The sequence below is a fragment of the Gluconobacter cerinus genome (genome assembly GCF_002723935.1).
Classification (GTDB): Bacteria; Pseudomonadota; Alphaproteobacteria; order Acetobacterales; family Acetobacteraceae; genus Gluconobacter; species Gluconobacter cerinus.
The window spans coordinates 12,543-32,802 of record NZ_BEWM01000007.1; the positions used below are offsets into that span (position 1 = coordinate 12,543).

At 55.5% G+C, this 20,260-nt stretch carries 15 protein-coding genes and 7 pseudogenes; 13 read left to right on the forward strand and 9 right to left on the reverse strand.

Annotation, left to right across the window (positions count from 1 at the left end; genetic code table 11):
* Nucleotides 1-8: 8 nt before the first annotated feature.
* The 7 genes and pseudogenes from GCE01_RS14210 to GCE01_RS17455 form a co-directional block, all read right to left on the reverse strand.
* Nucleotides 9-791, reverse strand: a complete 783-nt coding sequence (locus tag GCE01_RS14210; protein ID WP_244591240.1) for a segregation and condensation protein A — start codon at nt 789-791, stop codon at nt 9-11.
* Entirely contained in the window at nt 784-1,569 is a 786-nt protein-coding gene (locus tag GCE01_RS14215; protein ID WP_099213370.1) for a hypothetical protein, read from the reverse strand. The genes GCE01_RS14210 and GCE01_RS14215 overlap by 8 nt, the downstream gene beginning before the upstream one ends.
* Before the next feature lie 3 nt (nt 1,570-1,572).
* The gene (locus tag GCE01_RS14220; protein ID WP_099213371.1) at nt 1,573-2,571 is read right to left on the reverse strand and encodes a site-specific integrase; all 999 of its coding nucleotides are present in this window, start codon (nt 2,569-2,571) and stop codon (nt 1,573-1,575) included.
* Between the two features lie 151 nt (nt 2,572-2,722).
* Nucleotides 2,723-3,247 carry an SMC-Scp complex subunit ScpB gene (gene scpB, locus GCE01_RS14225; protein WP_244591241.1) on the reverse strand — a complete coding sequence of 175 codons (525 nt, stop codon included), beginning with the start codon at nt 3,245-3,247 and terminating at the stop codon, nt 2,723-2,725.
* Nucleotides 3,248-3,838: 591 nt separating this feature from the next.
* A pseudogene (locus tag GCE01_RS17170) lies at nt 3,839-4,146 on the reverse strand (transposase); the annotation flags it as partial.
* Nucleotides 4,147-4,433: 287 nt separating this feature from the next.
* Nucleotides 4,434-5,414 (reverse strand): annotated as a pseudogene (locus GCE01_RS14235) (aminotransferase-like domain-containing protein); the annotation flags it as partial.
* A gap of 279 nt (nt 5,415-5,693) precedes the next feature.
* A pseudogene (locus GCE01_RS17455) lies at nt 5,694-5,918 on the reverse strand (GntR family transcriptional regulator); the annotation flags it as partial.
* Nucleotides 5,919-6,057: 139 nt separating this feature from the next.
* On the opposite strand from GCE01_RS17455, the gene GCE01_RS14240 reads away from it, so the two are divergent.
* From GCE01_RS14240 to GCE01_RS14285, 12 genes and pseudogenes are all read left to right on the forward strand, one after another.
* Complete coding sequence (locus tag GCE01_RS14240) at nt 6,058-8,472, forward strand: TonB-dependent receptor (RefSeq protein ID WP_145995804.1); 2,415 nt, start codon at nt 6,058-6,060, stop codon at nt 8,470-8,472.
* Nucleotides 8,473-8,486: 14 nt separating this feature from the next.
* Nucleotides 8,487-9,563 (forward strand): amidohydrolase family protein, encoded by a 1,077-nt coding sequence (locus GCE01_RS14245; RefSeq protein WP_099213375.1) that lies wholly within the window; start codon nt 8,487-8,489, stop codon nt 9,561-9,563.
* On the forward strand, nt 9,560-10,579 hold the full coding sequence (locus GCE01_RS14250) for an ABC transporter substrate-binding protein (RefSeq protein ID WP_099213376.1): 1,020 nt from the start codon (nt 9,560-9,562) through the stop codon (nt 10,577-10,579). The genes GCE01_RS14245 and GCE01_RS14250 overlap by 4 nt, the downstream gene beginning before the upstream one ends.
* 50 nt (nt 10,580-10,629) lie before the next feature.
* Entirely contained in the window at nt 10,630-11,865 is a 1,236-nt protein-coding gene (locus GCE01_RS14255; protein WP_167386173.1) for an MFS transporter, read from the forward strand.
* Nucleotides 11,866-11,893: 28 nt separating this feature from the next.
* Nucleotides 11,894-13,159, forward strand: coding sequence for an acyl-CoA dehydrogenase family protein (locus tag GCE01_RS14260; protein WP_099213378.1), 1,266 nt, complete (start codon nt 11,894-11,896; stop codon nt 13,157-13,159).
* A gap of 100 nt (nt 13,160-13,259) precedes the next feature.
* Nucleotides 13,260-13,597: pseudogene (locus GCE01_RS17020) on the forward strand (transposase); the annotation flags it as partial.
* Entirely contained in the window at nt 13,580-13,924 is a 345-nt protein-coding gene (locus tag GCE01_RS17175) for an MBL fold metallo-hydrolase (RefSeq protein ID WP_348537191.1), read from the forward strand. The pseudogene GCE01_RS17020 and the gene GCE01_RS17175, both read left to right, overlap by 18 nt.
* Nucleotides 13,924-14,217 carry an MBL fold metallo-hydrolase gene (locus tag GCE01_RS17025; protein WP_211516781.1) on the forward strand — a complete coding sequence of 98 codons (294 nt, stop codon included), beginning with the start codon at nt 13,924-13,926 and terminating at the stop codon, nt 14,215-14,217. Before GCE01_RS17175 ends, GCE01_RS17025 begins: the two co-directional genes overlap by 1 nt.
* Nucleotides 14,218-14,404: 187 nt before the next feature.
* A pseudogene (locus GCE01_RS17425) lies at nt 14,405-14,908 on the forward strand (FAD-dependent oxidoreductase).
* 4 nt (nt 14,909-14,912) lie between these two features.
* A pseudogene (locus GCE01_RS17365) lies at nt 14,913-15,344 on the forward strand (FAD-dependent monooxygenase); the annotation flags it as partial.
* 39 nt (nt 15,345-15,383) lie between these two features.
* Nucleotides 15,384-15,995, forward strand: a complete 612-nt coding sequence (locus tag GCE01_RS14280; protein WP_099213381.1) for an aromatic-ring hydroxylase C-terminal domain-containing protein — start codon at nt 15,384-15,386, stop codon at nt 15,993-15,995.
* Nucleotides 15,996-16,189: 194 nt separating this feature from the next.
* Nucleotides 16,190-16,423: pseudogene (locus tag GCE01_RS14285) on the forward strand (IS3 family transposase); the annotation flags it as partial.
* Between the two features lie 404 nt (nt 16,424-16,827).
* Here the strand turns inward: GCE01_RS14285 and GCE01_RS14290 are convergent.
* Nucleotides 16,828-17,535: a hypothetical protein gene (locus tag GCE01_RS14290; RefSeq protein ID WP_099213382.1), complete on the reverse strand. Its 708-nt coding sequence runs from the start codon at nt 17,533-17,535 to the stop codon at nt 16,828-16,830.
* Between the two features lie 385 nt (nt 17,536-17,920).
* Nucleotides 17,921-18,817 (reverse strand): class A beta-lactamase, encoded by an 897-nt coding sequence (bla, locus tag GCE01_RS14295; protein WP_099213383.1) that lies wholly within the window; start codon nt 18,815-18,817, stop codon nt 17,921-17,923.
* Between the two features lie 460 nt (nt 18,818-19,277).
* On the opposite strand from bla, the gene GCE01_RS14300 reads away from it, so the two are divergent.
* Nucleotides 19,278-20,258: an IS110 family RNA-guided transposase gene (locus GCE01_RS14300; protein WP_167386175.1), complete on the forward strand. Its 981-nt coding sequence runs from the start codon at nt 19,278-19,280 to the stop codon at nt 20,256-20,258.
* Nucleotides 20,259-20,260 lie beyond the last annotated feature (2 nt).

Here is a 20,260-nt window from a genome sequence, read left to right on the forward strand (position 1 = left end):
ATTATCTCTTAGATGTTTTTTTCGGTGTGAAATATCAACGTGGATATTACGATTGCGATCGATGGTTCTTGCTTCTGGACATATATGTCTCCTTGTCTTTCCAGCTCCAAAATTGCTGAAAAATGAGCAGCCCACGTGGCCTTGCGCTGCATTAGGTTTTGAGGGCTCGCGCCAAGAGAAAAATGAATCACGCCTTCGACGAGGTCCCACGTGCTCCCCGGATAGTCCCGAACTTTCCGCTGCCACCATGCCAAAGCGTCCTGAACAGAAACACGCGGTACTAAAGAAGGCTGGAAGATACTCTCTGGGGGCCGCAGCTTTGCCCTCCGACGAGATGCTGACAAAAGCGCGTCCAGTAGATCTTGGGTGAGGATTGAAGACGCTGTCTCAGCAGCAGAAGGCGAGGGGGGCAGTTTCCCGCGTCCAAAAACACTTTCGCCCAGCACAGGCCGAGTTTCAAAGCACTCCACGGCTTGCAAAAGCGTGTCCTTTCGAAGCAGGACGCGTTGGAGCTGCTCGGCTGCCGAGTGGGCGGCAAGGTGCTCTTCAGTATCTTCCCGAAGCAGAAGAGCCGAGCGCATTTGAAGAAGGGTTGCAGCCAGAACAAGATCGTTCGCAGTCTGTTCGAGGGGACGGTTTTTAAGCCCCTCTTCCACGCAGATCAAAAACTGTTCGATCAGTTCTCTCAGCGGAAGCGTCCCAAGATCTATCGCACGACGACGGACCGCCTGCAGGAGCGCCTCCAGCGGGCCCTGCCAGGCACCAACTTCCAAAAGCAGTCCCTCAGACATCGTAAAGCGGGCGTATGGCAAAGGTGAGGTCGGGCCATCGGGTCGCAATGGTTTGAAGAGCCGCCCAGGGCGTCCAGTCCGCCGACCAGAACGAGACGCTCCAGCAGTTGGTGCGCTTGTTCGGATGCCCGTCCATGACGTCGACCTGCTGCAGTGGCCGCGACGTTCCCCAGTGCTCCCACAGCCACGCTTGTGTCATGGAGGAAGCGGGGCCGAGGGAGAGAAGATCCAGAGGGATGGGACAAAGGGCATTAAGGTCAAACGGAACTGAGCCCGATCCTGCCTCCCGTTCGAGAAGGACCGTCTGGCTCTGGACAATCTGGCCGATCAAAGCGGCTGTCCGGGCGTCTCCAACGGGAAAGATCCGGCTCAGATCTTCGCGGTTGGTGACATCCGGCCCCCACGATAGACTGCCAGTCCCTGCTGCTGTCGCCCGGAACTGGGCCAGCACGGCTTCTGACCCTGTGACGGTCAAGACATGTGCCAGCCAGTCCGGTTGAGGATTGAATAGCGGACGACAAAGAGGGGTCTTCCGCTCTAAAAGTTGTGACCTGGAGATTGAAAACGCCGTGCCGCTTGCCGGTGGCCTTGGGGTGTGGCGGGGGAGTGCCGGACGGGTGGAGAGACGAAAGCCGACCCCCGGTTCATCTTCGTCACTGGGGCCCGGTTCGAGATACCCGTGGGCAACGGGTCGCGCTTCCAGTTCCAGACGATAGGCTTCCAGGCGCGCGATTGTCTCATCAACGTCCGCGATGATTTCTGCCGTCGTCTGTGGCATGGGCTACAGGTCCAGAAGATGGGCGGGGGAATCCAGGTCCAGACGGGCCCGACGGACATAGCGGCGCATGCTGCGCAGGTCCCGGTGGCGGGTATGCGCCATGATCTGCTCGTCCCGGGCATTGGCCCGGAAGGCCTCGGTAACGAAGCCGGCGCGCAGTCCATGCGAGCTGAGGCGTTCCCCGGAGGGAACCTTGAGCCCGGCCACCCTAGCACGACGCAGCAGGATCTGCCGGACCGCATCCGGATGCAGGGCATCACGTCCGACCTGCTCCCAGCGATTGATCGACCGGAAGAGGGGACCATCCGTAATCTCGGCTTTCTTCAGCCAGCGCTCCAGAGCCAAAACCGGGCAGGTGTCGCGATGCTTGCCGCGAGGAAGAAACACCTCTTCGCCGCGATGCTCGGGATCCGTCTTGCTGTGGGCGATATGAAGCTTCAGGCCGGTGCCGATGATCCGGACGGCCTCTGTCGTGAGGGCGACAAGCTCAGAACGGCGCAGCGCCCCGGCAAAGCCGATGAGCAGAAGGGCCCGATCTCGCAGATCCGCCAGCGCTTCGACTGTTTTGCTATGCTCGGGGGCGACGAGTTTGCGGACTTCCTGGGAGGTGAGGGCAGCGGCCTGCTTCTGCGGCGCGCCATACACACGTCCTGCAGCGCGAAGGGTGGTGCGGATGGCCGCATGGCCGGAGCTCCACTCCAGCCCCCGCATGCGATGCTGATAGCCGATGGCAGCCAGGCGACGGTTGAGAGCCGAGCGGCTGAAACGTGGTGCCAGACTGTGCAGCCAGGCCGCAACGACGGGAGGAGCGGCCGGAAGAGGAGACGTTCCATGTTCGTCGCACCAGTGACAGAAGGCCTGCCAGTCATGGGCATACGCTCGCAGGGTTTCGGGTGCATAGGCCGCGGTCCGGGCACTGTCTTTTGCTGCGTCCAAGGCACTTTGCAGAGCAGGGGAGGACGCTTCGGAGAGACGCTCTGCGGGATCTGTCGGGACTGTCATGTCGGTGATCTTCCCTCTGAAATACCCAATGAGTCTGCCGTAGGACACCAATTAAGGCAATCTTAATTTAATACGCGGTAAGAGAACATTACCACGTGTTATGATGACAAAAAGCAGTCCTAGAATTCCCTTAGAACGAGCCCAAAAAGGCCTAAAGCGGCCCTCTGAGGCCTTCCAGCAGCGGATCCAGCTCCGCCAGGGACCTCAGGCCGTAGGTCACGAGGAAGGTCTCGGTCGTCCCCCAAAGCTGCGGCTGGCCTGGCACTGGCTTGCGACCGAGGCTGCGAATGAGATCCTTTTCCTGCAGGAGGGCCAAGGTCTTCTGCGACAGGGCGGCATCCCGGAAGCTTTCGATTTCGGGTCGGGTGATCGGCTGACGCGCAGCGATCAGCAGGAGCACTTCTAGCACGGCCCGGGGCAGGCGTTCTGGCGGTCGCTCCAATACCGCCCTCAGGGCTTCCGCCAGGTCGGGGGCGGTGCGGAACATCCAGCCGTCTCCAGCCGCGACCAACTCAAACCCCAGCCCCTCGGTGCGCCTGGCCACTTGGCTCAGGATCTGGGCAATCTCTACGTCCTCTCCCAGAGCCCGCGCCAGCATCATTCGGGACACAGGACCGCTGCAATGGAAGAGGAGGGCTTCGGCAAGACGGACCGGATCGGGGACAGAGGATGTCATGACGAGGAGGATAAGGCTGCATTGCCGCTTCCGCCAGATCTCGGGATTATGTTGGGGGTGGATCTTTTGGGAGAGATTAGAAGGCCAGGATCTGCAAGACGTCGTTTTTGTGCTAAAAAACAGAAATGCCAATCCGACCAGAACTGAAAGCGCTTTATCCGCCCAACTGGTCCGAGTTGAGCCGACAGGTGCGTTTCGAGCGAGCTGGGGGAATGTGCCAGCGGTGTGGCCGACCTCATGGACAAATCCTGCAGGTCCTTCCCGGGGGGCTTTGGAAGCATCCGGAGACGGGGCATTGGTTTAATGGAAGGGGACGACCTGTCGCGCCTCCGGATTTGATCGCTTTGCTTCAGAGCCGGCAGACTAAGGTGGTTTTGGCCGCTGCGCATCTGAACCACGACCCCACGGTCAACCGGTTGCGCAATCTTCGGGCGCTGTGCCAGCGCTGCCATCTGCTGCATGATCGCGTGTACCATTTGGCGCAACGGCGGCTCACGTTCCGGCGACGCTTGGCGCTCGGGGACTTTTTCGAAGGACCTTATCAGATAGGAATGATGCCTGGATGAAGCCAGAACGTGCTTGGCTCAGGACTCATAGCCAGAAGATTGACGGTTACGGCGAGGCAGATGGCTGAGAAGAAAACGGTGGCATCTATCGTAGCGGGTTGCGCTCCCGCGCCAATCCCTGAGCCTTCCAAACGTAATCTTGCTGCAGTTGCGACGTTTGTGTTTTTGTTGAGGTCTCTATTTTGGAATGCAGGACTTTATCCCTTGCTCTTACTGGGTATCTCTAAACCAGTCAGCATTATAGCCCCGGTCCGCCAGTATTCATTGTGCTGCAGGAATACCGTCCAACAGGGCTGAGAGACCGGTATCATCACCGATCTGTTCCGCAGCCATCAAAAGGCGGCGCAGAAATTCCTATTCAGAATCATCAATACCCGTTCGTTACACAAACAAATACGTAAAAATTTCAATCGGCACGTTTTCTATCTCTCGAAATGGTTGTTCAATGACTGGCTCCTTACTCAGGGTGTGTTACAGTACGTTTCTGTGAATGTTATTTTAGAGGAACGTCGCCATCATTGGCTGCCAAGAGCGGATCGTGACGCGTAATCAGAAAGCAGATAATGAATTAGAAAACTTTCAATGTTTTTTAAGTCATTTATACATGAAACGCTTTAGGTCTATACAGTATTAGACTGTATCATACGGTGGACAGCTTTATCGATGTCACTCTCCGCTAATTCGCCATACCCATGAGAAATAAGCCGATCAAGATTGGAGATGCTCGTGGGGGACCTGGAGTGGAGAGGATAATCCCCAGGGATATGAAGATTTAATTTTCGGGCATTATCTATATAAGCTGCACTGTCAGAAATGGGGCCAGGAAGGAACCAGCTCATTCTTGGCGCGTGACTGGCATTAAAAATCGAAAAGTCACCCCACTGACGTTTCATGGCACTTACAAGATGCTCCTGACGCCTCATCAGAGACATCCGGCGGCGTTTGAGAAAATCGTCCAGATCACCGGAATCAATAAACCTCGCCAAAGCTTCCTGCTCGAGCCACGGGAGTCCATTGTCCAGAATCAGCTTGGCATCGAGTATCGCAGGTAGAAGGGGCCATGGAACAACCATGTATCCAAGCATCATGCCGCCACCCAGGGCCGGGGCGAAGAGGCCCGCGTGTATGACATTCTGGCCGCCAGAAAGTGACAGCAGGGAAGGGATGGATTTTCCCTCCAGCATCAGCAGGTCAAACATTGATTCTTCAAAGATTGGCGTTTGGGTCTGAGCAGCCAGTGTCACCAGCTTGCGTCGGCGCGGCAACGACAAAGGCGCATTTGTTGGCACCTGACAGCCCGGATTAACGCAGATGAGCTGAACATTATCAAATGTCGCGCAAGAGAGCTTAACGCCTTTTTCATCCACCGGGAGGTTCAGGATATGAAGCCCAAGCTTCTCATACAGTAGCCTCTTCCCAATATAACACGGGTCTTCCAGCGCTACGGTCATGCCGGGTGCAAGCAGTGCCTGAGCGACCAGAGAGTGTGCCTGCTGAAGACCTGCTACGATAATGACCTGCCTTTCATCTACTGAGACGCCGTGGCGGGCCGTCAGCCAGCGGGCAATGGTCTCGCGAAGAAACGGTAGTCCAGCATTGGACTGATACTGACCACCGCGTTTCCAGTTCTCATAGTGAAACAGTTTTTGAAGGGTCCGTTTCCATTCGAGCGATCGGTATACGGGCTGATCGTTTCCGAACCCAAGGCTTATTGTAGAAGGTGAATCAATCAACGAATTATTTTCGTTGTTTTTACTCGCAAAAGCCCGATTGTGAAGAGGTTCCACTTTAAGATGGGCAGCTTCTCCGACCTCCGTAACACCAATTATGTTGGTGACTGCGCCTGCATCCCGCGGTGGCGTTCGATGCACATAAGTCCCTTGTGAAGGGCGCTTTTCCACATAGCCTTCAGCTTCCAGGTGTTCCAGCGCGTGCATGACGGTATTACGTGAAACTCCCCAGTTCGTGGCGCATTCCCGTATTCCCGCAAGGGCTTCCCCCGGCCGTAATGTGCCGTTTGTGATGGCGCTCACCATCTGCCGAACGATCTGTTTCTGCAGGCTTTCGTCAGATTGACGGTCCAGAAATGGCAGGAACATCACCATGGGATTTTCTCCAGAACTTTATATAACTTTATTAACGCGTTATATCTGTACCCATAAAAACGATACTATCTGTATCTATCGTGATATCTAAATATCACTCTATCACTTCGTTCTGTCATACAGCAAGAAAGCTCACGTCGTGGTTGGTTTCGTCCGTTGCGCTACAGTTCGTACCGTGCACTCCCTGTCCTCAGGTGCGCAGACCTGCGCTTGCCGTGGCAAGTGGAGCATGGCATCCGCACTCTGCGGGCAGACGCTTGCTTTCGTGACTGTTGCGATGGGCGTCTCCACGGCATCTGGTCATGCCAGTGACTTACCTCACAAGGAGAAAGCTGCAGGGCACACTCAGGCCAGCAAGCAGACTTCGTCGGTCGGTCGTCCGGCAGGGCTGGAGACGGTGATCGTCACAGCAAACCGCCGTTCGCAGGATATTCAGAAAGTCCCTGCCACAATCACGGCGATCAGCGCGGAAACGATTGCACGCCAGCATATGGACAGTGCAGCAGACGTCGCGGCTTTTGCGCCCAATGCACTGGGGTATAATTTCGATGGGCGTTTGCGTCCCCGGTATTATATCCGCGGAGTTGGCAACGGGAATGTCGCCAATAATGCAGTCGGTGCCGTCGCGCTTTATGCAGACGATGTTTACCTGAACAGCCTCGCCTTTCAGGGATTTCCACTGTTTGATCAGGCGCAGGTTGCCGTTTTGAACGGGCCTCAGGGTACGCTCTGGGGGAAAAACGCTACGGCAGGTGCAATTCAGTTCACGTCTCTGCGCCCAACGTTTCGTAATGACGGTCATGCACAGGTCGATTTCGGGAATTATGGACAGAAGCGCGGGGAGCTGGTTCTTAACACGCCGATTATCAAGAACGAGCTCGCAACGCGACTGTCTGTGCGTTACGAAAATTCCGACGGATGGGCCCGCAACCAGCAGACCAACAAGCGTGTCGGAAATTTTGGCGATTTCGCAACCCGGTTCCAAACTCTCTGGCGTCCAAACGAGAGGCTGGAGTTCCTGCTCAACCTGCATGTGCGGGACATGCAAGGCACGAACGTCCCATATTACAGCGCGCCCGGCACTTCAGTTTATTCCCCTTTGAAAACCGGTAGCCGTGACCTGACGAACACCAACGTCAACGGGCGGCAGGCGCTCGTCTCAGAGGGAGCCTCCCTGCATACCACATGGCGTCCGGGGGCAGGGCTTGCACTAACGTCGATAACGGCGTTCGAAAATGCCCAGCGTCGCCTTTCCGGGGATGGTGATTACACACCTCAGGAGTTCAGTCGCTCGTATGACAAACTGCACCCGACGCAGGTTAGCCAGGAATTCCGGCTGGCATCCGACGCACAAAAGCGGATTTCCTGGATTGCTGGTGCTTATTACTTTCATGAAAACCTGAATGACACGAATGCAAGCGTGACGCTTCCGCCGGGTGCAGTGACGACACCGGCAATCATTGGTCAACCGGGTTATTCAGGAACGAGCTATACGCAGACAACCGATAGCGTCGCGATTTTTGGAAACACGACAATTCACGTCAATAAATGGTTCCAGATTGCAGGGGGTGTCCGCTGGACGCACGATTACCTGCATCTGGATTTGGAGAGCAGGCAGGGGCTGTCACCAGTCTCGTTCTCGTCTAACTCTGCGAACTGGTGGAATGCGGCAAGCGTCGCATCCCCTCTCGTCGGGATTGATAGCTACCATGGTGGGCGGAGCTGGTCGAATGTCAGCTACGAAGTCGAGCCTCAGGTTCTGCTTGGCAAAAACCAGATGGTCTACGTCCGTATTGCCGATGGTTACCGCTCGGGATTGTTCAACACGCAGATTACCCCCAATCCGGTTAATCGAGGGGGAACGCCGCTACAGAAGGCCGCGCCAGTCAATCCGGAAACCCTGTCGTCCTATGAAGGAGGCTATAAGGGAAGCTGGTTTGACAAGCGCTTTACCCTGAGCGCGGATGGCTTCTACTCCAAGTACGACAACATCCAGGTTTCCTGGACGGCCACCGATGCCGCAACGAAATCGACCATTATCTCGTTGACGAATGCGGCATCGGGTATTTCCTACGGTGGAGAGTTCGCGTTTCAGGCACGCCCCCTGAACGATCTGACCGTATCCGGAAACGTCGGTATTCTGCGCACGAAGTTTACGAACTTTACGGCTCCGACAGGCGCAACGGATCTGACAGGGAATGAATTCGCCCGTGCCCCGCACCAGACGGCCAATATCTCCGTCGATTACAGCTACCATACCCGCATTGGTGATGGCTCGGTCGGCACGCGCTGGAACTACACGGGGCACTATTTCTACCTCGTTTCAAATGAAAAAGCCTCGGCATTGCAGCAATCCGCCGTTTGGCTCGGAGACGTGCATGCATCCTTCCGGCCGTGGAACAGTCGCTGGGAGTTGAGCGGAATTGTCTCGAATATTACCGGCAACAGGTACGTCGTTCAGGTTCTCCCATACTCCGCAACAAGTCAGACTTTTACATATCAGTATAGCGCTCCGCGAATGTTTCTACTTTCTGCTCGCGTAGATTTCTTTTGAGGAGGGGAACACCCATGGTTCAGTCTTTTCCAGTTATTGATCTTCACGCTCATTGGTTTTCACCTTCGACCCTCCACATTCTGGGTAAGCGTACGGAAGCGCCTCGTATTGGACAGCAGGGCGATAGTCTTGCCATCTGGCGTACCGGCGCTGGAGCAGGGAAAGGAGGGGCATTCCCCCTTGGCTCACAATGGACAGACGTCAATACGCGCCTTGCCCATCTGGATGAGGCAGGCATAGCTCACCAGCTTATTTCCTGGCCCACCACTCTTGGTGTTGATGCTGCATTGCCCGCGGCAGAAACGTTGGACCTCTGGACTGCATGGAATGACGAAACATCGTCACTGGTTCGTCAGCACCCCGATCGTTTCAGCGCCGTAGCCGCATTGAGCACGAGCGATCTCGCATGGTCTGCACGCGAACTGGCGCGAGGCCATGAGAAACTTGGTCTGATTGGCGGTGTTCTACCAGTTAATGGGTTCTTTTCCCGTGCCTCGGCAGAGCAGTTCAGGTCCCTGTTTGAAGTGGCGCAGGCACATCACAGTCACATCTACCTGCATACAGGATTTGCCAATCCCGTCATCGCAGGGCAGCCGCCGAATATCATCTACGACGATAACGAAGCGATCCGCTGGGTTATCGATAACGGCTTTCACTTCGCCTCAGCCATAGCAACACTGGCGTTCACGGATTTTCTTGATCCGTTTCCTGATGTCACGCTTCAGATTGCGATGCTCGGAGGCAGTGGACTGGGTGCGTTGGCCGCAGAACAGGCGGAGGTGTCCCCCCGTATTCAGGTCGGCTCACTGCGTCATCACTTCCGTCAGATCTGGCTGGACACCGGTGCGGCCGGGAGTGGAAGTGCTGCCGTGGCTGCTGCGATCCGTGTCTTGGGTTCGGAGCGGGTCGTGTTCGGCTCCGATTACGCGCCACTGCCAGATGTCAGATCCACCCTTGAGCGTGTTCGTGCCGCTACATCTTACGATCCGGACGGTCAGCGCTCCGTGCTTTCTTCCAATGCCCTCTCGCTGCTCTCCCGCCATGGCGGTTTTCCCGTACATCTGACGGCTTTCAAGGACACTGCACCATGATGCGCCCTGTTGTTCACTATACCCGTTGCCCCTCCGTTCCGACCGTAACGGCGCTTGCGCAGGCACAGGGCCTTTTGCAGGAAGAGTTCCGTGATGAGCCCGATGTAGATTTCGAATTCACGTCCGTCGGTTTTTCACCCAAGCTGAAATATGAGGGAGCAGACCGCCTGTGGCTCCGCAATGCCGGGCATGCACCAGCGGTGTGGAAGCGTAGTCTGGGTGTCGCCTGCAAGGTCGTTGGCCTTGCCTTCCTTGAAGGTCGTTACCCTGTACTGTCCCTTCACAGCAAAGGTGTCGCCAGTCCTGCATCACTGAAAGGCCGTCGCGTCGCGATCTTTCATAATCCGGACAGTCCGTTCGATCTGATGGTCGCACAGCAGTTCAAGATCTATCAGACGGCCCTGCAATCAGTCGGGTTATCTCTTGAGGACGTGGAGCCTGTTTACCTCCCGCGTTTTCATCCCGGTGCCGTAAAGGGCAGCTTTCTTCTCTCGCTTTTTCATAAGGGACTGGAAGCGCTTGAGGCGGGAGAAGTAGACGTAGTCGCCGCCTCAATCCCCCCAGACAGCGGCTTCTACCCGCAGCTTAACGTAGTTTATGACACGCGCCTTGCGCCAGACCGGGTCTCGCGTGTTCATCCATCTGTCCTGCGTGGTCTTGTTGTCAGTCAGCCGCTTCTCGATGAACGCCGTGATCTTGTGGTCCGGATTGTTGAGCGCCTGATTGAGGCGTCGGAACTAGCCGTACAGGCACCGTTGGAAGCCATCCGTACCCTGGCCAGTGATCTGGGACAGGCACCAGAAGCTCTGGCGGCAGTGTATGAAAATATTCCTCAAGGCGTACGTCTTGAGTTGAACGATGACTATGTTGCGTCTCTGGCGGCCCAAAAAGAATTCCTCCTGCGCCACCGTCTTATCGAACATGATTTCGATCTGGAAAGCTGGATTGATCGCTCCATCCTTGTCGATGCCACGGCTCTTCATCGCCAGCGGCAGGCACAGAACGTGAAGGTCTAGTCGCCATGTCTGATGCGTCATTGATCCTTTCTTCCGAGACTGGAGCCGCCATGTCGACAGTTGGTCCTTCTGCCCGTGCGTCGCGGGGACGGGCGCTTGCACTGCTGCTGGCGACGGGAACAGCCTGCGCCATGGATGGCATGATCCTTGCCGGGCTTCTGACACCAATTAAGGCGGATCTTCATCTGTCGGATGCTGCTTTTGGAAGTGTTGCGTCCATCTCGACGATTGCCGGTGTTGTCGGTGCCCCGCTTTTCGCGGCTCTGGCATCACGGTTCAGTCGCAAGAGCGTTCTGATTGGATCAATCATTCTCTGGAGCCTTGCATCTGCGGGGAGTGCCTTGGCATCAGGCCTCGCAACGCTGGTGTTGTGGCGTACGCTGACAAACTTCGGCATCGCGGCATATCAGGGCATTGCTCCCGGATGGCTGGCGGACTTGTATGATCGCCGTGAACGAAACTTTGTCTTTTCCTTGTTCATGCTGCGGAACAAGCTGGGATCTGCTCTGGCATTCGGGGTTGGAGGCTGGATCGCAGCCCATGCCGACTGGCATCGGGCTTTTCTGTTGACCGGGCTTCCGGGGCTTGTTTTGGCACTGTTACTGCTTCTGATCGCAGAGCCAGCGCCGGGACATGCCGATGGGCATATCGTGACCGAAAAAGTCTTTGGAGGGTGGAAGCATCAGCTCTCCGTTCTGAAGATTGGCCCGTATGTGACGCATCTGGCCGCACTATGCCTGTTTTTCTCGGGTATGATGACGGCACAGATGTGGCTTCCAGCCTTTCTGCACCGGGCGCATGGGCTGGATAACCTTCACGCCACGCGTTTTGCTTTCCTCGTTCTGATAGCCACTTTGCCAGCGGGTCCCCTCGGCGGGTGGTTGACCGGGCGTTTTCTAGCTGATCGGGTCTGGGGCATTGCCGCATCTCTTGCCGTGAGTGCGCTATTGGCAGCGTCCCTGTTCCTCGTCGCTTTTACCACATCCAGTCTGTCACTCTGCGAAGTCTTTAGTCTGCTTGCGATTGCTACGTTTGGGGCAACGGCTGGCAGCCTGACGACCTTGCTGATCGAGACGGTCCCGGTATCGCTTCGTACGATTTCCGGATCGTTTGGCGCAATGGTTGCCGGCGGCATCTCCGGATTAATCGCTCCATGGCTCCTCGGATTGCTGTCGGACCGTTTCGGGCTGGCCCACGCCATCCTCGTCGGTCCGGCTTTCTATGCTCTGGCGGCAATCTTTTGGATTGGCCTGACCCTTCACACATTCCGTACCCGCGCATCCTGATCCTTCACATCATTAAGGCTTGGACACCATGAACGCCATCAATACTCTGTCTCCGGTTACGGCTGCCCGTAATGCTCTTGTTGCGGCTACACGGCCCCAAATAGCCGAAGTATATCCTGAGGATTGGGTGGCACGCGCCCGTGAACTCGCTGCGGAGTTTCAGGTTGACGCCATCGACCGTGATCATGAAGGAAAGCGACCTGTTAACCAGATCCGCCGTCTGCGGGAGAGCGGACTGGTGAGCCTGCTCTATCCAAAGGCGCTCGGCGGTGGTGGCGGGACGTTGCAGGATGCCGCCAATAGCGTGCTGGAAATCGCCAAGGTTGACGGCTCCACAGCCGCACTTCTCGGGTTTCACTTCTATAATTCACTCGTGCCATTGCTGGCCGACTATACGGATAAAAATGCTGATTTTGTAAAACGCTCAACACAATTACGCTGGCTTTGGGGGAACGTCACGCAATATGTAAACAAAGATTTCGTGGCGCAGCACCATCCTGAAGGTGGCTTCACAATCAGCGGCATAAAGAAGTGGAATACAGGCGCTCCACTGGCAGAAATCACGACCGTTCTTGCGATTCACCCTGATCGTGACCGGTATATCTATTCGGTCATTCCCACCAATCGTGAGGGGCTAACGTTCCACGATGACTGGAATCCTATTGGTTTGCGAGGGGCTGATTCCGGAACGATTGAATTCGACAATGTCAGAATTCAACCTGAAGAAGTTCTTCACTGGTCCCATGGGCCGGGTCAGACTGGCCCTCTGCCGCTTTGGGCGAGTTTTGGAGCCATCTTTTACTCGGCCGTTTTCATCGGGCGAACGTTGGGAGCTCTGGAGCGCGTGCGCGATTACACTCTGAGCGGCCGACGTCAGGGCACGTTTGCCGGTGCAGTAGTATCAGCAGACGACCCGTTCATACAGGCGGAATTTGGTCAGTACTGGGTAGAAGCCCAGGCGGCTCGCGCCTATTTCGAAACCACGATCCAGACAGTTCAGGCTGCGTGGGAGCGTCGTCGTGAACTAACGGACGATGAACGTAGCAAAATCGCCATCGAGACGCTCTCATTGCGGACTTTCGCATCCCGAACAGCTCTTGAGATTACCCCGCGTATTTTTGAGCTCGCAGGAGGCCGGGGGACGGCATGGGCTGCCGATTTCGACCAGTACTGGCGCGATGCTCGCACTCTGTCGTCACATGATCCGGAAGTTCTGGCTCGACGCGTTATCGGGCAGCACACACTGCACGGCACATCACTGGTCTTCCCAACGCATTTCAAAAATGAAAATTAGAGCATGATCTGATCAGTCAGGGGAAGGGTTCGAAAAACCCTTTGGCTCTGAACTGTAGGCTGTGTTTCCCTACCTTGTGTGATGATTGGGGGGATGGCTCATGAAGCAGCCGGGGTTCTTTGGTGTGACGAGCGGCTTGCCCGGTTAAGCGGCCTCGGCGACCAACTCGAAGCTTTTTCCCCGACTGTGGATTTTGAGGCGTTCCGCCCCGATCTGGAGAAGGCTCTGGCCTATTCAGACCGCAGCAAAGGCGGCCGTCCCCCGTTCGATCCGGTGCTGATGATCAAGATCCTGGTGATCCAGACGCTGAACAATCTCTCCGACGAGCGAACGGAATATCTGATCAACGACCGACTGTCCTTCATGCGTTTCCTCGGTCTGGGACTGTCGGACCGGGTGCCCGATGCCAAAACGGTCTGGCTGGTTCGTCATGTTATACGGCCGGTGCTTGATCCGGAGGAGACCGCCATCCGGCAGGTCGAACGGTTGGGTTTCTACCCGACTGATGTGCGACACATCCTGCTAACGCATTTCGATATTGATCATATCGGGGGCCTGTCGGATTTTCCTCGGGCACAGGTCCATCTGAGTGCAGCCGAGGCCCAAGGTGCGATTCACCACCCATCCTTTACCGAGCGTCAGCGCTACCATCCTCTGCAATGGGCCTATGGTCCGGCCATCGTCGAGCATGTACTAGGCAATGACGTCTGGCGTAGTTTTAGCGGTGTTAAAGCGCTACTGGAGACATCGCGCCTGGTCTGCTGATGGTGCCGCTACCCGGGCATACACGCGGCCATTGCGGCTATGCCATCGACACGGGGGAGCGTTGGCTTCTACATGCGGGCGACGCCTTCTATTACCTTGGAACACTGGACGGGCTTTCAAAGGTGCCGTTGTTGGCACGTATTCAGGAAAAGTTGCTGGCCTTCGACTTCGGGCAGGTCCGGAGTAATCATGCACGGCTGGCAGCACTTTATGCTCGCGCTGAACCCGACCTCGACATTATCTGCGCACATGACCCGGCCCTGTTTTATAAATTCGCTCCAACGGGACAGTGATCGGAAGAGAAAATTTTGTATCACGTGGCGCCGGTGACGGGGGCGTAGAGCCTCGGCGCGGCGACCGCGCGTACGTTTACCGCCGCTGCTCCCAGAAGCTGCGTTGCAGATCTGAACTCCGAAAAGGCCCTGCAACTTGCGTTAGGCTCAGGACCTTTTTATTCAAAGAAAGTGAAATATGCCTATTATGACAGATCCAATCTTGATCATAGGCGCCGGTCCAACTGGCTTGACAGCAGCTTTGGAGCTATCGAGATTTGGTATTCCGGTACGCCTTATAGATCAGGCTTTGCATGTTGCGACCACCTCAAGAGCGATTGGCGTGCAGGCACGAACGCTGGAATTGCTGCAGCAGCGCGGTCTTGCACAAAGATTGATAGAGCTAGGCAACCCGTGTCTAGGGGCCCGCATCTATGGCAACGGCAAATAACTGTTCAGTTTAGATCTCAGTCAACTACAAAGTCGTTATGCGTACCAGCTTTTTGTGTCTCAGGCAGACACTGAGGCCGTACTCCGGGAGGCTGTTGAGCAAAACGGCGTTGTGATCGGGCGTGGTGTAGAATTAATCGCCCTGTCGCAGGATGCATTCTCTAGAGATCCCTCTCCTGTTCGGATGATATTACGCCACTCAGACGACCACCTCAAAGAGGTGAAAGCTCCATGGATAATCAGCGCCGAGGGCGGCGCATAGTACCGTACGCGCTACGCTCAATCTTCCTTTCGAGGGAAAAAGCTTCAAGGATCAATATTTGCTGGGCGATGTGACCGTCGATGGCAATCTGGGCAATAGAGATTTCCATGCATTTTCTTCCGCGCAAGGGCTTGTCGCGCTTTTCCCGATGGGAGGTAACAAATTTCGGGTGATCGCGAATAATCCCCTCACTCCTTCCGAAACAGGAGTGGCTCCATCACTTAACGAACTACAAAAAATTTATGATGAACGCTCACGCATTCCAGCATGTTTCCACGATCTCGGCTGGAGCTCATGGTTCAAAATCAATAGTCGGATGGTATCGCGGTTGAAAATTGGGCGCCTCTTGCTAGGCGGGGATGCCGCCCATATTCATAGCCCTGCTGGTGCACAAAGTATGAATACCGGCATACAAGACATGATCAATCTGTGCTAGAAACTGGCTTTTGTCGTAAGAGGAAAGGCGCAGCCGAGCTTGCTCGATACTTACGAAATTGATTGGCTTCCAGTAATACGCAACGTTCTTGCGAAGACCGAAGAACTTAGCAATGTTGTTGAATCTAACAACATGATTCTTCGGCACTTGGGTGATCATATCGGTCCGTTCATCGCTGGCTTCAAACAGGTGCAAGATACAGCTGCCCTGCAGATGAACGAGCTATCCATCAGCTATCGTGATACTCCGTTATCCGCGAGCAAGACGCACTCTGGAGACCTCCGCACCGGAGATCGGATGCCGGATCTTTTGGCGCGTCATCAAGACAATGGTCATTGGAAAGAGGTGCGCCTGATCGACATTCTTGATCCGTCGCGCTTCACGCTTCTGGTATCTCAAGACAATGACGAAACTGTAAATGATAACTATTTTGATACGTTGATGGAAGAGTGGGGTGACCTGATACGGATCGTCAGAATTAAGCCGCCCTCTGACGCGGATACAGCCCTTCTGTATAACAATTTGATAGGACAGAGAGAGAGTATTTTTCTCGTGAGGCCCGATGGTTATATCGGGATCATTGTCGGACGCCGTAATGCAGCAGAAGAACTCACATCCTACTACAAAAGCTGGTTTAGCCAGAAGGCATGAGCACCGCTGATCTGTATCCTTGAAGCTAGCCCGTTTCATTACCCATTCACTCCAATCAAAGTAGGAGACATGGACTCACACAGAAACAACCCCGAAAAACTCTCCAGTTTTGAGAATTGCTTTGTGATTCCATTCTTCTGCGTTGATTGGAAGGATATACACGAGCTTAAAGCCAGAGTGTTTTTCGAACCCTCCAGGTTAAGCGGATGAACCGGACAATCAAGGAAGCGACCGTCAAATGCTGCCATTACGACAGCCATGAGCAGTTGAGGACGCAACTCAATGACTTCATCGCCGCGTATAATTTCGGGCGACGGCTCAAGACACTCAAAGGTCTTACACCCTATGAATACATCTTCAAGATATGGACTTCAGAGCCAGAACGATTCATCATCAACCCAACCCATCAAATCCCGGGACTAAACACCCAGACCTATCCGGCCCGTGCGGCGAGCACACTGACGGCGGCGCAAGTGGGGGGCTACGTCGTTTTCCTGAGCCCATCCTGCCGCCGAGGGTCGCGCAGTGGCTTTACGGACTGGCACGGCGACTGTCTCAGACTGAACGCTGGATGCGAGGACGCTGTCGTAGAACGTGCCTCCCCGGACGGTCCAAAGGACTGACCGGAGAGATTGAGGGCCGTCTCACAAAACGATCCCCCAGACCAGGACCCGCCACTTATGGAAAAGGATGCGGGTGAATCGTACCCGAAAGGGACAGACCCGAGGGTCAGACTTCCGCCTGAGGGCGGCTGGACGTCGGGGCTAGGCGAAGAGCTTGGTGACGAAGGAGATAGCGCAGTAGGGCGAACGAACCCGTCAGGGCCGCCCCGTTATAGCAGTCGCTCACGAATGATTTTTGCGGCCTTTTCGATGGATTCATTGCTGTTGAGACCACCCGCGCTGCTCAGATGCGGAATCACTGCGAGCGGCGTTTCACCGGGATAAAGTCTGATGCGCTTGGTGTGATTCCCAACCTTGAACTCAGCGAGTTCGCACTTGATCTCTGGCTCTGACACGATGTCTACGAAATCCCGTTCGTGCGCCACGCCGACGCCGATAAACAGTTTTGGTTTATGTGCTTTGACCTGTGCTCTCATCGTCTTGAAGCATACATTCCTCACGTAGGCGATGTAATCGATCTTGCTTGCGAAGCCTGTGCGCTCCTGAGCCTCAATGGACCATGTATCGACCGTGAGACAGTTTTCCGGAAATAGATTTGTCAGCATGTAGTCGCAATCCGGCGATGCAAAGATGCTCCGCGCTTTTGCGAATTCGAAAGCCTCGCTGATCGGGTGCCCTTCGATGCAGCAGAGAAGCTTATGGGCCTTCTGATTGTATCCCCATCCCCATTGTTTTTCGACCGAGAACCCTTCTTCTGCGGCCAGAGCGGGGTTTGTATTTTCGGACTCACCGAATTCAATGCCACATAGCCAAATGGAAGGCTTATCAGGGGTGCCTATATTTCCCGGACCGTCAAATTTGTAGTCGTCCAGACTCATTGTGTGGCCTTTAACGAACGACGCATTTCTTGAAAGCATTATAATCTCTTCTGGAAGCTAATGCCGGCGAGATTAATGCAACACTTCCCCACGGGCAATTTCACTCTTTTATCTGCCGTAGGCCCCCTATGGCAGATAGCGCTGGAAGTATGACACCTCGCGTTTTTTCTTTTCGTTTGCCTTCCAACAAGCTCGCAGAGCATGACCTTACCCCGAACGTGCCCTCAGTTTTGAATTAGGGTCTTGTGCGTTGCTATATGACGTTTTGGCGTGTTGAGCAAAAGCCTCTGGGGTCATGCCATTGAGGCGATCGGACGGCCTATGGCGCGTCTTCCCAGTCATTTAACCGCTTGGCTCATGACGAAAGTTTCCCACTCCTCCATCTTTGATCGACAGTTTCGGGAAGAGATTTCCGCAAACGGACTCAGGGTCTCCAAGCTACGGCAACTTCACCAAACGCCTTGAGGACAGCCTCGTCCCCCGGGCGGACATCCTCGGAGAATAAGGGATTTTCGAAGTAGCCAATAACGACCAGGGAGCTGCGATCACCGGGTGGTACTAGAACAGCCAAGTCGTTCGTCTTGTTGCCGATGTTTGGGCGCATGCCCGTCCCTGTCTTATCATAGCCACGCCAACTGGCCGGAATGCCTGCTCTTATACGTTGCAGTCCACTCTGCGTTACCGCCATCCTGCCCCGCAGACGATCGCTGCTGAGCGAGCTGAGCACATCACCAAGTACGATCCGTCGCACCGTTTCAGCCATTGCTCTCGGCGTCGTACTATTTTCTTCTGTATCGGGTGCGATTACATTGATAGCTGGCTCGTAGCCATCAAGCCGACTCTTGTTATCCCCAATTTCACGCCGGAACCGTATCATCGCACTAGGCCCCCCTAGTCGACGCATGAGCACATTTGCCGCTGCGTTGTCGCTCGTAACCTGTACTGCCTCGACAAGAGTTATGATTGGTAAGCGACCCTTGGCCAGATTCCTTTCAACAACAGGAGAATAACCTACGATGTCAGCCCTGCTAAAGGTCAGGGTCTCCGCCAAGTCGAGGCGATTGGCATCGCTTTCGCGGAGTGCCATCGCTGCCAGAGACAATTTGAACGTCGAGCAATGGCAAAAACGCTCGTCGGCGCGCCAACCGACACTTTGTCCGCTGCCGGTATCAAGAACAAACACCCCCAGTCTGCCCCCTGAAGCTCGCTCGATGGCCTGAAGGCGTTCAATCGGATCGATCTGAGATGCCCGCGCAACCGCACACTTGGACAGGATTACGCTTGCACCAAAGCCGAAGGCAAAATCACGACGCTCAATCATATGATCTCGATAAGCCTAGTTTTCCCAATTCACCGTAGTTTTCGGCCGGACTGCTTACGCCTCATGCCAGTCATACATTCTCCGAAAGAGGGTTCCACATAGCCGACATCAGTCAGCCGAATCAGAGCTTGATTAGAAATGTGCGGTGGTGGGCCAGAACCACCCACAATGGTTAAGACTGTTGTGTGTTTTTGATTACAGGAATGCTGGAAACGCACGTCGGACCGTCAGTCCATGTACATTTCCAAAACAGGCTTGTCTTATGCATTTGGGGTCGCTGCATGCGACAAAGGACTGATTTTGCCGGGGTGACCACCCCGGTAAAATCAGGAAGGGGACGGGTCGGTAACAGGCAGACCATAACGGGTCGGCTTAGAGTATGACCGCGCCTTCTTTTCCTTGTGCCCTGAACGGATACCCGAGGTTCGGCCTCGGATGACAAGCATAGGGCATGGAAAAGATGACGCATAGAGTTGCGGCTTCCAAGGCCGAATTGCCACCCGCATCGATCACAATCGGGATCGACGTCTCCAAGGACTATCTCGACGCTGCCCGTCACCCCGGCGGTGATACCGTCCGTATTGCCAACACCCGCAAGGGCCAGACTGCGCTCCTGTGCTGGATCGGCAACATCAAAGCCGTTGCCCGGGTAGTGTTCGAGCCAACCGGCCCGTATCACCGCACACTGGAGGAACGCCTGGCGGCCGTTGGCATCCCGCTGATCAAGGTTAATCCACGACAGGCGCGGCGTTTCGCCGGAGCCACCGCCAAACTATCGAAGACAGATTGCGTCGATGCGTCGATGCTGGCGCGCTATGGTGCCTTGTTGGAGCCTGCTGCCCGTCCAGTCCGCACGGATCTACAAAACCGCCTGGCCGAACTGGTGGCCGCGCGCCGCAGTTTGATGCGCGACCGCACGTCAACGCTCAATCGTCTCAAGACCCTCACGATCGGCCTGCTGCAGCGCCACGCGCGTCATCGCTTGCGGCAGATCGAGGCGCAGATCACATCCCTCGACGCGGCGACAGATGCGCTCGTGGCAGAAGATGCGCATCTGTTCCGGCGCCGGGACGTGCTGGCCAGTATTCCGGGACTGGGAACGGTCACGGCTCATGCACTTCTGGCCGACATGCCCGAACTCGGCACGATGGAAGAAGGTCAGGCAGCCTCACTTGCCGGGCTGGCACCCATCACGCGCCAGTCCGGCACATGGCGAGGCCGCAGCTTCATCCAGGGTGGTCGGGCCACCCTGCGGCAAGCACTCTACATGCCGGCCATCGTCTCCATGCGGTTCAACCCCGACCTCAAACGTGTTTACGACCGCCTTGTCGCAAAGGGGAAACACCCCAAGATCGCCATTACCACAATCATGCGAAAGCTCGTCGTCCTCGCAAACGCACTGCTCCGCAAAGATCGACTCTGGACACCAAAAGAAACTTGATC